Source organism: Dyella choica, assembly GCF_003977665.1.
Lineage (GTDB): Bacteria > Pseudomonadota > Gammaproteobacteria > Xanthomonadales > Rhodanobacteraceae > Dyella_B > Dyella_B choica.
Genome location: NZ_RYYV01000014.1, coordinates 1 through 14,144 on the forward strand (window position 1 = coordinate 1; position 14,144 = coordinate 14,144).

The 14,144-nt window shown below is 61.8% G+C and carries 8 protein-coding genes; 1 reads left to right on the top strand and 7 read right to left on the bottom strand.

Features of this window, described 5'->3' with window-relative positions; all coding sequences use genetic code 11:
• Positions 1–186 precede the first annotated feature (186 nt).
• The 5 genes from EKH80_RS16730 to EKH80_RS16750 all read right to left on the bottom strand — a co-directional run bounded on the left by EKH80_RS16730 (position 187) and on the right by EKH80_RS16750 (position 10,578).
• Positions 187–639, bottom strand: a complete 453-nt coding sequence (locus tag EKH80_RS16730; RefSeq protein ID WP_158628861.1) for a DUF4019 domain-containing protein — start codon at positions 637–639, stop codon at positions 187–189.
• Positions 640–823: 184 nt separating this feature from the next.
• Positions 824–1,654 carry an OmpA family protein gene (locus tag EKH80_RS16735; RefSeq protein ID WP_158628862.1) on the bottom strand — a complete coding sequence of 277 codons (831 nt, stop codon included), beginning with the start codon at positions 1,652–1,654 and terminating at the stop codon, positions 824–826.
• Positions 1,655–1,673: 19 nt separating this feature from the next.
• A complete protein-coding gene (locus EKH80_RS16740; RefSeq protein ID WP_126685932.1) occupies positions 1,674–7,724 on the bottom strand; it encodes an ESPR-type extended signal peptide-containing protein in 6,051 nt (2,016 codons plus the stop codon).
• 688 nt (positions 7,725–8,412) lie between these two features.
• Positions 8,413–9,393, bottom strand: a complete 981-nt coding sequence (locus tag EKH80_RS16745; RefSeq protein ID WP_126685933.1) for a helix-turn-helix transcriptional regulator — start codon at positions 9,391–9,393, stop codon at positions 8,413–8,415.
• 522 nt (positions 9,394–9,915) lie between these two features.
• On the bottom strand, positions 9,916–10,578 hold the full coding sequence (locus tag EKH80_RS16750) for a response regulator (protein ID WP_126685934.1): 663 nt from the start codon (positions 10,576–10,578) through the stop codon (positions 9,916–9,918).
• Between the two features lie 537 nt (positions 10,579–11,115).
• Here EKH80_RS16750 and EKH80_RS16755 point away from each other — a divergent pair.
• Complete coding sequence (locus EKH80_RS16755; protein WP_126685935.1) at positions 11,116–11,637, top strand: hypothetical protein; 522 nt, start codon at positions 11,116–11,118, stop codon at positions 11,635–11,637.
• A 28-nt stretch (positions 11,638–11,665) separates the two neighbouring features.
• Here the strand turns inward: EKH80_RS16755 and EKH80_RS16760 are convergent, their stop codons facing one another.
• Both EKH80_RS16760 and EKH80_RS16765 read right to left on the bottom strand, forming a co-directional pair.
• Entirely contained in the window at positions 11,666–12,175 is a 510-nt protein-coding gene (locus tag EKH80_RS16760) for a hypothetical protein (RefSeq protein WP_126685936.1), read from the bottom strand.
• A 243-nt stretch (positions 12,176–12,418) separates the two neighbouring features.
• Entirely contained in the window at positions 12,419–14,128 is a 1,710-nt protein-coding gene (locus EKH80_RS16765; protein WP_126685937.1) for a ShlB/FhaC/HecB family hemolysin secretion/activation protein, read from the bottom strand.
• Between the last annotated feature and the right edge of the window lie 16 nt (positions 14,129–14,144).

Here is a 14,144-nt window from a genome sequence, read left to right on the forward strand (position 1 = left end):
GCGGCACCTCCGCTTGAGGGATGCCGCCATGCTCGCCCTACCTCTGCTCACCTACTGAGACTCGACGCTAATCAAGTGCCAAGCAGGGGAGGGAGCAGGTCAGTGCATTGCGCGGTGCCATCCTCTCCCCTTCTTGACAGGGGAGGGCTAGCGTGGAGTGACGCGAGCGAAGCTCGCGTCCAGCTCTTACCGCAGCGTGTAGCCGGTCACTCGCCACACGTTGTCACCATCCAGGTGAAACGAAATCAGCTCGCGCACGGGCTGCTTTTCATTGGCGAAGCGCGTGGCGAACGCCACGTTGGCGAATAGGCCGGCGGGAAGCTTCTTGCCGTCGGATTCGCTGAAGGAGAGATTGGCCGGCGTGCGGGTTATCAACGTTCCCACCGTCTTGCGATCGGCACTGACACCTTTCACGAAGGCATCGCGGGCAACCAGCTGCTTGGTCATGCCGGAAGCGCCATCCCATACCTGCCCTTGCTGCCCCTTGTCGACCAGGTCGGCCACCTGCAAGGCCGCCTGTTCGAGCTGCTGGTTGCGCTGGGCGTATTCCTGCGGCGTGGGCTGGTTGGCCGGCGCTGAAGATTGAGCGAATGCACTGGCGGCAACAGCGGCCAGGACGAAGAGCGAAAGTGAAACCATGACTCGCATACTATTCAGCTCCCGAGAATGCTGTTTGAAAAATGACGATCCAACCTCGCACGTGCGCGATCAGCTCCCTCCCCTGCTTCGCAGGGGAGGGTTGGGGTGGGGTTGCACGAGCTTGCCTCCATGTCAGAACTCGCTGCGAGGTTAAGGGCTTCACCCCACGCCAGATCGCACAGGCTCAATCACTACGCGAATCCACCCGCACCACCACGCGCCGGTTCGGCGCCAGGCAGTCAATCAGCTTGCTCCGCTTCTGATCCGCGCACTGCACTACCGGGTCGGCCTTGCCACGCCCTTCTGCGCTGATCAGCAGATCTGGCACGCCTTTGGCGGCGAGATACTTGGCTACCGTCTGCGCACGCCGCTGCGACAACATCTGGTTGTACGCATCGCTGCCGAGCCGATCCGTGTAGCCCAGCACGCCGATGTGGGCGATGCGGTCCTTCTGCTCCAGCAGGCTCGCAGCCAAGGCATTCAGCTGCGAGCGCCCACCGTTCGTGATGTCCTCAAGCGAGTAGCGGTCGAACGCAAACAAAGCATCCGTTGATAGTGTCGTCTCCTGCCTCGGCGACTTTGCTACAGGGGGCGGAGGTGGCGGATTCATATAACGCGAACACTCCTCCGGCTTCCAATAGAAGCTGCGGGCCAGCTTGTCCTCGTCGAACAGGATCTTGAACTGGCATACCGTCACCTGGCCGGAATCCGCCTCGCGAAAGCTGAACACGTAGTTCCACTCGCGCACGCCCCACACGCCTTCGACGAAATGCGGCCAGCCGATCAGTTGCGAGATCTGCTGCTTGTCCAAGCCGGCGTGCACTTGACGCAAGGCAGCGAGTTCCGGAAACGTACCGCCGCGATGCATTGGCGTGACGTCATTGGGATTCGGCCACACCAGTTGTTGCGCGTTCGCACCGTCTTTGGCCACGTTGCGGCTGACATTGCCGCAAGCGCTCAATCCCAATGCCAACAAGGCCACCGCGACGGCTGAAATCTGCTTTGATGTTTTCATGTTCATCGCCTCCCTGCCCTCACCAGACCATGTTGACGCTGCCGCCCACACCCACGTCGCCGCGCGTGTTGGATGAAGCGGCCAGCTTGAAGATGTAGCGTCCGCTTTCGGTGATGGTGGACAGGCCCACCGCCACGCCGGCTTCGCCGTGATAGGAACCTATGCCGACGCCGAACGTACTGAGGTTCGGCTGATAGGCCTGGCCCAGGCTGGACATCGCGATGCCCGCGGCGACACCGGCATTGGCACGCGTGGAGATCGCATTGAGATCGTGATCGATGGCGGCGAATTTCCGGTCGGTGTAGTTCTGCGCCCAGTTCTCCGCCGTCTGGACGCCGGCATTGACCTGACCCACGTTGGCCGCGTCGCTCGTTGCGGTGCCGGACGCCACATTGTGGATCTGCGCCGGGGCACCAGCCTGGCCCACGCTGATGCTGCTGTAGTTCACCGTGCCGTCGGCGTGCTTGTCGTACTGCACGGAGCCGGCCTGGGCCGACTGCAATTGCGCCACGTTCACCGCATCGGTCGATGCCGTACCAGCGGCCACGTTGGTGATCTGCCGCTGATCCGTGGGCGAACCCACCGATACCACGTTCGAACGTCCGCCATCGGTAGAGCCGGCACCCAGCGCCACCGAGTTGTTGCCCGAAGCGTTGCTGTTGTTGCCTATCGACACGCTATTGCTTCCCGAGGCATTGGCGGATGACCCTGCCGCTACCGCATCCGCACCCGTCGCGGAGGATGCATTGCCGGTGGAGTTGGCCACGTAATACTTGATGCCGCCGCTGCTGATGTTGCTGACTGTGCTATTGAGATTGTTGATCGCCGTTGTGTTCGCGCTCACCTGCTGGTTCGTCGCATACAGCTCCGAACCATTGATCGCATCCGTACTGCTGGAGGTGACCTGCCCGGCCGCCACGTTGGTGATGGTGCGCTCGTTGCCCGCGCTGCCCACGCTTACCGTACTGGCGGGCGTCGTACCGGCCACCGCATAGGTCGTACCGCCCACCGTCACGCTACTGGTGCTTTTCACCGCCGAGGTGGTCGACCCGGCACCCAGTGCCACATCGCCCCCATTCGCACCGGCACTGGCGCCGTTGCCGATCGACACCGCATTGCTGGTGCTGGCGGTGGAGACCGGCCCGATCGCCACGCTGTCCGTTCCGACCGCCTGCGAATCGGGCAGCGTGGAATTGGCGTGGAAGTACTTGATGCCGCCACCATTGGTGGCGCCGCTGATCTGGTTCAGCACGCTCTGCACGGAGTTATAAGTGTTGCCGCCATAGCTCAGGCTGGTAGTCACCGCGCCGGTCGTGGAGTTGTAGGTGCTGTTGCCACCGAACGAATTGGCGACGCTGTTGCCCAGGTTGGTGGTGGCCGTGCCGAGCGATGCCACCGCCTGATTGGTGGCATACAGCTGGGAGCCGTTGATCGCATCCGTGCTGCCGCCACTGATGCGTCCCGCTGCCACGTTGGTGATGGTGCGTGGGCTGGTCGAACTGCCCACGCTCACCGTGCTGGTTGGGTTGGTGCCGGCGAAAGCATAGGTTACGCCGTTGATGGTGGTATTGGGTGTAGCCACCACGGTAGAGGTTACCGAGTTGGCACCCAACGCCACGTCACCTGCCTGCGCGCCAGCGCTGGAGCCGGCGCCCAAAGCCACATCGGTCGGATTGACGGTGGAGCTACCCGCACCGATCGAAATCGCCTGGATGCCGCTGGCTGTCGAGTTGGTACCCATCGCGATCGAATCCTGCAGATTCGTGGTGGCGTTCTCGCCTATCGCCACGCCGCCTGGTGCGTTCTGCTGGACCAGTGCACCGTTGCCGATGCCCACGCCATTGTTGCCGTTCACCACCGTGCTCGGACCGACCGCAATCGAATCGCTGCCCACCGCCAGCGAATCGGGTGCAGTGGAGTTGGCATGGAAGTACTTGGTGGTGGTGGTTGCGAACGAGCTCAGTGCACCAGTCAGCTGGCGCACGGTCACCGCATCGTTCGCTTGCGTGCCGTCCGCCACATTGGTGATCTGGCGATACGTGCTTGCGCTGCCCACTGACACCGCGCCAAGCAAAGTGTGATCTACAGTGTTGTACGGAATAATCGTGCCGCCGATGATACCGCTGGCCGGCGTCAGCGCACGGTTGGAGACCGATTGCGACCCCAGCGCCACGCTGTCGGTGATCATGGCCTGGGTGTTTTCGCCAAGCGCCGAGGCGTTGCTGGCAGAGGCGGATGCGGCCACCCCAGCCGCCAACGAGTTGCTGCCGGTCGCACCGTTGTTGCTGTAGTTGGCCTGCTGCGTACCGCCATCGTTGGTGCTGTAGTAATGCGTCAGCTCACTGTTCACGGAAGTCAGCGAATTGTTGAGACTGGTCACCGCCTGGTTGGTCGCATACAACTCAGAGCCGTTGATCGCATCCGTGCTGTTCTGGCCGATGCGCCCCGCCGCCACATTGGTGATTGTGCGCTCGTTGCCCCCGCTACCCACACTCACTGTGCTGGCGGGTGTCGCACCGGCAAAGGTGTAGCTGGTGCCATCGAGCGTAATGCCACCGGTCGTCACCACCGTCGACGTCACCGAACCGGCGCCCAGTGCGATATCGCCCGTGTTGGCGCTGGCCGTAGCGCCATTGCCGATCGAAACCGCATTCGCCGTACCCGCGGTGGATACCGGACCGATCGCCACGCTGTTGCTGCCGGTAGCGGAGGAATCGGCCAGCGCTGAATTGGCATGGAAATATTTGATGCCGCCGCCGCCGTTGACCGAATTGTTGATCTGGTTCAGCACGTTCTGCACGGAGGCGTACGTGTTGCCGCCGTAGTTGAGGCTGGTGGTCACCGCACCAGTGCTGCTGTTGTAGGTGCTACCACCCCCCAGGCTGTTGGCCACGCTGTTGCCAAGGTTCGTCACTTGGCTGCCTACCGAGGTAATCGCGCTATTGGTGGCGTACAGTTCGCTGCCGTTGATGGCATCCGTGCTGTTCTGGCCGATGCGCCCGGCAGCCACATTGGTGATCGTGCGCTCGCCACCGCCGCTGCCCACGCTGACTGTGCTGCCGGGTGTCGTACCTGCAAAGGTGTAGTTGTTGTTGTTGATGGTAGTGCCCGGCGTAGCTACGACCGTAGCCGTGACGGCACCCGAACCCAGCGCCACGTCACCCGCATTCACACTGGCGATGGCTCCATTGCCCACTGCAACGCCGTTCGCGACGGAAGCGTTGGCCGCATTGCCTACCGCTGTGGCGCTGCTGCCCGCAGCCGCTGCACTGACACCCGCCGCCAGTGCGTTCGCCCCGGTTGCACCGGCATTGTTGTAGTTGCTGTCGGTACCTGTAGACGTGCTGTTGACGCTGTAATCGTGCGTCCTGGCGGCCGTGATGTCGTTCGTCAGCGTATTGGCCACGCTATACAGCTCGGAGCCGTTGATGGCATCGGTGCTGCTGGAACTGATGCGGCCTGCCGCCACGTTGGTAATGGTGCGCGGGGCGCCAGTGGCACCAACGCTTACCGTGCTCGTCGCATTGGTGCCGGCAAAACCCGAATACGTCACGCCATTGACCGTGGCGGTGGCGGTGTTGACTACCGTCGACGTGGTGGAACCCGAACCCAGCGCTACATCGCCTGCTTGCACAGCCGCCGTTGCTCCCGCCCCCAGTGCGATCGATTGCGCCTGGCTGGCCGTGGCTGTGTCGCCAAAGGCCAGTGCACTGGCTGCCGTGGCGCTGGATGCATTGCCGAGTGCGACAGCCCCCTGCCCGGTGGCATTGTTGGTGTTGCCCAGCGCCACCGCGCCCTGGCCGTTGGCCGTATTGTTTGCACCCACGGCCACTGCGCCATTGCCGGTAACCGTATTCGGATCACCGATCGCTACCGCGCCGTTACCGTTCGCCGTTTGGTTGGCACCCAGCGCCACCGCGCCGGTACCGCCCAGCACATGCGATTTGTAACCACCGGCGATCGAACCGACGCCTGCGCCCGCCGCGACCGAGTTCGTATCACCAATGGCAACCGTCGAAGTGGCCAGCGCTTGTGAACCGTTGCCGATCGCGGTGGCATCCGTACCCGATGCGCTGGCGCCATTGCCGACCGCCGTGGCATTCACGCCTGCCGCAGCGGCGCTTACGCCCGCAGCCAGCGCATTGGAACCCGTGGCGCCGGCATTACTGTAGTTCGTATCCGTGCCCGACGACGTGCTGTTGACGCTGTAATCGTGCGTTTGGCTCGCGGTGATGTTCGACTGCAAGCTGTTCGCCACGCTATACAGCTCAGAACCGTTGATCGCATCCGTGCTGGTTTGGCTGATGCGACCCGCCGCCACATTGGTGAGGGTGCGCGGGGTGCCGGTTGCGCCGATGCTCACCGTGCTGGTGGCATTGGTGCCGGCAAAACCCGAATACGTCACGCCATTGACCGTGGCGGTGGTGGTGTTCGCCACCGTAGATGTGGTGGAACCCGAACCCAGCGCCACGTCGCCTGCTTGAACACTTGCCGTTGCGCCGGCACCCAAAGCGATCGCGTTGGTCTGGCTGGCCGTGGCCGTATCGCCAAGGGCCAGCGCACTAGCTGCCGTGGCGTTGGACGAATTACCCAGGGCTACCGAACCCTGACCGGTGGCATTGTTGGTATTGCCGATGGCGACAGCACCGTTACCGTTGGCCGTGTCATTGGCACCTGTTGCTACGGCGCCATTGCCGATGGCGGAATTGGGATCGCCAATCGCTACCGCACCGTTCCCATTGGCGGTTTGTTGCTGGCCGATCGCCACCGCGCCGGTACCGCCGAGCACCTTGGACTGATAGCCACCCGCAAAGGAACCTGTACCCGCTGCCGCTGCGACCGTATTGCTGTCGCCGAGGGCCACGGTGGAAGCCGCCAGCGCTTGCGAACTGTTACCAACCGCTACTGCGTTCTGTCCACTTGAAATGGCTGTGCCGCCGACGGCGATTGCCCCTGCGCCACTCGCATTGGAGCCATTCATCATGGCAAGCGCAGTCGCGCCGCTTGCAGCAGCTCCCGCACCCAATGCCACGGCATTCGTTGCCGTGGCGGAAGCCACCGTACCCGCCGCCAGCGAAGACGCACCCGAGGCCGTCACGTCCGTGCCAACACCTACCGCACCCGCCGCGGTAGCACCTGTGCCAGCGACGGTACGTGCGCCCAGATACACCGTGTTGAGGTTGTTGGCAATGGACTGAAAGCCGATAGCGATGGCATGCGTACCAGAGCTATTGGCTATATAACCTACCGATACAGCTGCAGCTCCGCTCCCCACCGTCTGGAAGCCAATGGCCGTGGCATAGTCGGCGTTGGAGGTAATGTCAGTGCCGATGGCAATGGACGATATCCCCGTCGATCCAGTGCCCGGCGCGGTACGCGCGCCCAGGTAAATGGAGTTGACGCCGCCAGCGGTGGCTCCCGCACCCACGGCTACACCGTTGTACGCCGAACCTATGGTGCCGCTGCCCACGGCGACAGAACCCGTCGCTGCAGCGTTGGCAGTCGTACCCATTGCAACGCTGTTGTCCCCAATGGCCTTCGCCACTGGACCGACAGCAGTCGACGAGTTGCCGCTGGAGACGGAATCTACGCCAATGCTGATGTCAGCATTGCCGGTAGAGGCGACATCCGTACCAATGGCAATCGCCGACTGCGCTGTCGCCCCGGTGCCCGGTGCACTACGCGCACCCACATAAACGGCATTGGTATTGGAGGCAATGGCTTGATAGCCAAGAGCCGTGGCATTCGTTCCCGTGCTGTTGGCGGCATAACCAAGTGCAGTGGCGCCCCCTCCCGTGGCCTGGGACGTATAACCCACGCACGTCGTACTGCCGCTATACAAATTGTAGGGCGCTGCAGCGCAATTCAACGTTTGTGCGTCGGCCCGCTCGCTCCATCCTCCCATCGCCATCAATACCGTCAGCACGCACAGGCTGAGGCAGCGCCGCGCAGGAAGTGCGCCATGGCCGCGTTGGCCGACTATGCCACCGCCATGCGATGTTGCCAGCTCAGATGCCACCACGAACTGCCTCAACGAAGCATTCCAGACCTTGCTGTAAATCTTGTTCATCGCTGTCTCCGAAATCCGGTTTCACGGACGCTGGAAGTAGGGCATCCATCTTTGATGCGGGCTACGCGCGCACTGGATGGGATTTCCCGGCAGGCAACAGATCCTGAGGCATCGTCTCGGGGGGTGGACTCGATCGCCTGCCGTCCACGTCGATTCGCGGACACATGCCGTCCTGGCATGGGGAAAAACGGGCAAAGAAATCAGTACGGGATAAAGTCGAGTGCGGTGAGGCACGCTGCCCGGACATTCGGCGCAATGGCGTTGAGAAAGCGGAGCAAGCGCGAATCGGCGCCGCCGGATGCACGCATGGATGCCGCTGGCAAGCTGCACCCGCCTGCACTGTCGCAGTTATCGTTCATGATCGCCCCCGGCTTCATATCCCTGTGGCAGTCGTTGGCGTCATGCCGATGACTGTCGGGTCATTGAAACGGATGGAAGCGGCAAACGATGCACAAAATTGGCATCAGATATAGCCATATTTGGCATTTATCATATAAATATGGCAAAACGAGACGCACGTCACGAACGACGCCGGTCACCGAATGGCTTCAAGTTCAATAATTCGGCCCAGTGGCCTGGCCTTGCCCATGGCAAGTGCCACGACGCTTTCCCTTAGCGCACATTTCGACGCTTGCCACAAGTTGCTTCCTCCCTTACGCCGGGAGTATCAAAGTTTCAGGCGCAACCATCAGGAAGCAAAACTGCAGGCCCGCATCAGGGTATCGCTTGGATGCTCATCAAACGCCCGCCGGTAATTGGCCGCAAAGCGCGACAGATTCCAGATCCCGCAATTCATCGCCACTGACTTCACCGACAGACGTTTGGTGCGGCGCATGGAAAGCTGGCGGCTCGCTTCGTGCAATCGAAGCAGCGTGAGATAGCGCGTGGGCGATACACCCAGCAGATCATCGAAACTCATGCGCAGGCTACGGTCGCTGATCTGCGCGGCGGCGGCCACTTCTTCCATGTAGATGTCGCGCTGCAGGTGGTCGCGCATGAATTGCACGGCCTTGCGGAAAGCCGGGTAGGACGCGCGATAGTTGGCGCAATACGGCAAGAACGACCCGCTTCCGCCGGACAGTGCCCTGACCGCGCGTTCATCGGCCAGAAAATCCATCGCACCGTTTTCCAGCAATCGCAACAGTTGGTGACTATTTCCTTCCGCCAGTCCCTGGTACAGCATCCCGTACAAGGTGCGCAGCGGCATGCCGGCGTGGCATTCGGGCCTGAACAGCGCAAACTGCCTGCCGGACAGGCCGAAGGCTTCGGCATGCGCGTCGATGCTGCGCTTCACCGCGCCCTGCAGGGGCGCCAACACCATGCTGACGCGCGATCCTCGCCCCAGCATCAATGTGCAGGTGCTGTCAGGCAGTGCCAACAGCATTGTGTCTTGCGCCAACGACATCCCGGCACACCAGCTTTCCGGTGCCGGGTCGTGCAGATAGCAAGCCAGAAAATGACCGTGCGGCACTACGAAACGCCCATGCAGCGCGAAATCCGAAACGAAGCTGCAAAAGCCTGCATCAGCGTGCCGGTAACTGCCGAAGGCGCCGGTCAGTCCACCTTCCTGCAGGGAAATCGCCTCCAGAGCGCAGGTTTCCAGCAGGCGGCGGATGACGGCGAGGCCAGGCAACGGATATTTGCGTTCCACCACTTCCAGCGGTTCCATGCAGTGTTCCCATTCAAAGATCGATGGCTGCGACCGGCGCGAGCACGCACGCTGTCGTTGAACAAAAAAGGAAGCACGGCCGATTCGCCGCGCTTCATCACCGCAGGATCAATGGAGGTTTATGGCGGGTGTGGCAGGCGTTCGCCTGCCTGACGGAGGCAGGCTGCGCTACGCAAACGTTTACACCAAGCATGAAAGAAGCCCCCTTGAACATCCATGGCATCGCATGACGAAAGGAACAAGTCCTGTCCGTGAACGGAATGCCGCCCCTGCACTCGCTCCACTACCGCGCGAGCATTCCGTGAAGAACGCTTGCGGATCGGGGGAGTAGGTGTGCCCCTTATGGGCTAGCCTGAAGCATAGGCGGCAATTAGATCGAATGAAATAAGAGGAATCTCATTCTTCGTCAAGATTACGTGATGGCGACCTGCACAAATGTGATGGCAGTGTGTACGGAACATGCGCTGTCTGCGGGGGGATCGAGCAAGCTGGCTTCCCCCCCTTCTCGCATGACGCCAATCGCTACCCCACCAAGCCGTGCGTCCGCGAATATTCGAACAGTTGCCCATCGCTGCTCAGCCCCAGTTTCTCCATGGCACTGCGCTTCTGCCGGCTTACGGTCTTCACGCTGCGATGCGTGAGGGTGGCGATTTCGGTAATGCTGCGCCCCTGTGCAAACATGCGGATGACTTCCACTTCGCGCTTGGAAAGCTGCGGGCCTGCTTTGGCGCCATCGACCTGTGCGCGTGCCGTGTACTCGCCGGCCAGCTGCTCGCCGAGATGCTTGCTGACGTAAGTGCGCCCGTTGCGCACGGTGCGCAGGGCAAGCAGCAACTCATGCACGACGTGCGTCTTCTCCACCACCGCGTCCGCGCCTTCCTGGTACATGCTGCGCAAGATCGCCGAGTTGCGCAGCGTCGTCAGCACCACGATCGGTAGCCTGGGGTGACGCCTGCGCATTTCGTGCAACAGCGCGACTCCGTCGAGGGCGACGGCGCCCTGCTGCTCGTCGGGCATCAGAAAATCGAGAATGACCACGTCACACGCCGTGTGCGCCAGTACTTCCAGCAGCTCGGCGCCGCCGTCCGCCTGCCCGACCACCTCGTAATCTTCGCCGCTGTGATCCAGGATAGTGCGCAAACCAATGCGCACCACTTCGTGGTCATCCGCTATTACAACCCGCACGCGTCACCCGCTTCCCGGCTTCATGCATCCCGCACAAAGCGCGCTTTTCTTGATCTACACGTCACAAGCCATGCTTCATGCATGGATGCCTCCACCCACTTTTGTGTCTGCCGGGGTATGGCGATACCTGCCATTTTGTATGGTGAAATTCGAAAACTGGCTGTATGCAGACAATCGCCATCGCAGGGCGCACTGTGTTCAGCGCCACGCAAGGGTATGCACAGGGAGGTTGGTTCAGTTTAGCGGCGATACTACCGGCCAGAAACCGTCGTGAGTAAGCCAATCGACAATCACAGGGGGTCAATGCCATAAAGCGCGAACCTCATCACAGTTCAAGAGCGCGCCCTTTTGCTTGATTTCACGCCGTCACGTGGCCGTCGGCAGCGTCGTCATTCATCACGCGGCGTCGGCATTTGCGCTACATGCTCCAACATATGAGCTACGCATGCATTTTTGTGATGGTGGATACGCAATCCTAGGCGCAAGCGAACTAGCTTATGCAAGCAATGATGCGTTCGGTGTGTTCAGGGGATGGCCATGTACACCTGCATGCGTGTTACCGCCTTGCTTCTGCTCGCCCTGCCCGCCCTGGCCGGTGCGCAGACAATGCGGGATGTTTCGCGTATCTCCGGCTCCATCTACTCCACCGTCATCTCACCCGCGCCACTATCGCGCCCGCCGCCGGTAGCCATTGCACAGCCCCTGCTGGAACCGCAAGACGTCCATGCGGTGTGCCTTGCCTCGCAGCAGTATGCCGATCGATGTCCGGCGCATGCGAACATGGCCTTTTGCGATGTGGATAGCATCGGCTTGCGCAACTGTTTGTCGCACTACGCGGGTTCGCTGGTGAAGCAGCCGGAGGGGGCGAAGCGAACCCTGAGTTTCGTAGTGCGGGACGCGCGCGGTGCATTGAGTACGGTAACGGTGCTGGCGACGACGGACCAGAGTGATGAAGAAATAGCCAGGGCGGCGTCGATGGAGAGGCCAGGGACCAGGATCGTGGGGATGCGAGTGTCCGAAGCCGATTCGCTTGAGGCTGCGGCATTACGCCTGCCGTGAATGAATGGAGGCCAGGGTGCATCCCTGGCTACGGCTGATCCAGCAAATGCCCATGCTGCAAGCCGAACCGCCGCACCAACTTTTCAGAAGGCGGCGCAGCCATCGGCGTATGGTTGGCACGCCCCAGGTACGTCACCACAATCTGGCCCTTTTCGACCACGACGCTTTTCGGCACGATGCGATCGCCGATCAGCGCGGCCGGATAGCTGTGACCGTTCCGCGGCACGGCCGCCACATAGATATAGGTACCGCTGCCGCCCGGATCGTCGCTGAGCAAGCTCACCACCACCGGCTCACTGTCGAAGTTGCCGCAAGCCTGGGCGCCGGGGATCAGCCTGGTTTCGTGCATCGTTTGCGAGCCAGGCGCAGCCGGCTGCGAACGCACGCCGTTGACCAGCGTGATGGCATCGCCTTCAATCGTGTAGGTAGCGTTGGCGGGATCAGCAAGCTTGGCGGTATTGCAATCAAGGCTGGCTTGCGCATGCGCGGCGAAGGCCGGCACGAACAGGCTGATGATCCAAAAGATGGTTGATTTCATGGCTTTCACTCCCTTTGTTGACAGGAGTGTGTCATGAATGAAAGCGATCTACTCCCTCCCCTGCTTGCAGGGGAGGGTCGGGGTGGGGTTGTACGAGCTTGCAGACGTGCTTGAGCTCACCGCGAGCTTGCTTCACCCCACCCCAGCCCTCCCCTACTACACGTAGGGGAGGGAGCAGATACTGGCCAGCTCAGACATAGCGCCAATCAGACGCTTGCACAGGAGTGAGCTCACCCTGCGGTATCAATAGAACCCTTTCTGCACCTGCAGCCAGAATCGCGTCGCCGTACCCACATGCGGGCCAGCCAGTGCCGGCCGGTTGCCGATCGCCTTGGCTACGCTGGTGCCGATCACCCAATCGTGCGGGGCGGTCCAATGCAGGCCGACGCCGGCACTGCTCAAGCGCCCGCTGTTGGTGCCGGGAATGAAGGGCTGCTTGTAGACCTGCACGCGTCCGCTATCGACGAAGGCGGAGGCCTGCCACGGACCTGGCAATGCGCCGAGGGTGAAATCGTGGCGGTATTCGACCGTCGCCAGATTGCCTTGCGCGCCGGATAGCACCCCCACGTCATAGCCGCGTACGCTGCTGGGACCGCCAAGGTAGAACTGTTCGGAGGTATCCAGGTTCTTGTTCGCATGCTGGCCGGAGTAACCGAAATACAGCGCGTTGGTGGTGTTCAACTGCTGCAGGCGCGATACGGAGTAATTCCATTTCACATAGCTTCCCGCGGTGCGTGCACCGAAATAGTCGGCAAACAAGGTCTGGAAGTTGTCCAGGTACAGACGGCCGCGCGTGGCGCTGACGTTGAAGTTGGTGATACCGGTGCGATCGCGCTGGTCGCCTGCCACGGTCAGCACCCAGCTGTTGGCGTGCCGATGCGTTTCGATGCCGGCGACGTCGATGTCGTCGTACAGGCGCTTGTGATCGAATTCAAGCTGCGCGTACAGGTTGCCGGCGGTGTTGCGGATGATCGGCTGCGAGAGATTCACGCTCTGCGTGGTGGCCGTGCCATGGGCGTGCAGATCGGCAAGGCCATTGCCCAACTTGTACCGGAGCCCCGAAACGGCCATGCCGACCGTGGTGCCCTGCCCGGTCAGCAGATAGCGATACCCGACATGGCCATAGCTCATGCCGGTGCCGGAGCTGACGCCGCTGAAATCCAGCACGTCGCCCTGGTGGAACAAGCCGTTGACGTCGAACGTGCCGGAAAAACGCACGCGGTCGGTATAGACATTCCCGTAGTCGTCCATACCCAGCGTGCCGGTGTAGCGCGGCGCGTCGGTCACGCTGACGAGCAGATCCGAACTGCCTTCCGTCTCGCCCGGGCGCAACACGGAATTGACGATGGCGCCGGGTACGTCCGACAGCAGCAGCAGGCTGCGCTCCAGGCCGTATTCGCGCACGGGCTGACCGGACTGCAACGGCGACAACGTAGCGCTGAGCGGATAGTTGCCGACCTTGCTCTGGTTTTGCAGCTCCACCTTGCCGTAGCGCGCCTCCACCACAGCCAGGCGCACCACACCATCTTGCAGAGTCTGCGCCGGCACGTAGGCCATGGCTAGCGGATAACCATGATCGTGGTAGTAATCACTGATCTTCGCGGCAAGATCGTCCAGATCATTGAGGCTCAGTTCGTGCCCTTCGCCGGCAGCGACTAGTGGTTGCAGGGCATCGGTCTTGATCAGGTTGTTGCCGGTGATTTGGATCAAACGCACGTGGAACCTGGTGTTGTCCTGCGCATGCTGCTGCTTCTGTTTCTGGATATTGAGATCCAGATTCGACGAGGGCGGCTGCTGGGAGGGCTGTTGCAGCTGCTGCAGCAACTGGCCGCTGTTGGTTTGCGGCGCCGTGATGTGCGTCTGCGCGCGTGCCGGTGGCGCAAACAGCGCAACGGCAAGCGAAAGGCCTAACAAGGTAAGGCGTGGTGTAACCGAATGCGGCAGGTTGTTCATGAGTTCACCGGGGAAG

What these genes read in the sequence shown, in the direction of transcription:
- EKH80_RS16730 (WP_158628861.1), bottom strand. Translation starts at nt 639, where the DNA reads ATGGTTTCACTTTCGCTCTTCGTCCTGGCCGCTGTTGCCGCCAGTGCA.
- EKH80_RS16735 (WP_158628862.1), bottom strand. Translation starts at nt 1,654, where the DNA reads ATGAAAACATCAAAGCAGATTTCAGCCGTCGCGGTGGCCTTGTTGGCA.
- EKH80_RS16740 (WP_126685932.1), bottom strand. Translation starts at nt 7,724, where the DNA reads ATGAACAAGATTTACAGCAAGGTCTGGAATGCTTCGTTGAGGCAGTTC.
- EKH80_RS16745 (WP_126685933.1), bottom strand. Translation starts at nt 9,393, where the DNA reads ATGGAACCGCTGGAAGTGGTGGAACGCAAATATCCGTTGCCTGGCCTC.
- EKH80_RS16755 (WP_126685935.1), top strand. Translation starts at nt 11,116, where the DNA reads ATGTACACCTGCATGCGTGTTACCGCCTTGCTTCTGCTCGCCCTGCCC.
- EKH80_RS16760 (WP_126685936.1), bottom strand. Translation starts at nt 12,175, where the DNA reads ATGAAATCAACCATCTTTTGGATCATCAGCCTGTTCGTGCCGGCCTTC.
- EKH80_RS16765 (WP_126685937.1), bottom strand. Translation starts at nt 14,128, where the DNA reads ATGAACAACCTGCCGCATTCGGTTACACCACGCCTTACCTTGTTAGGC.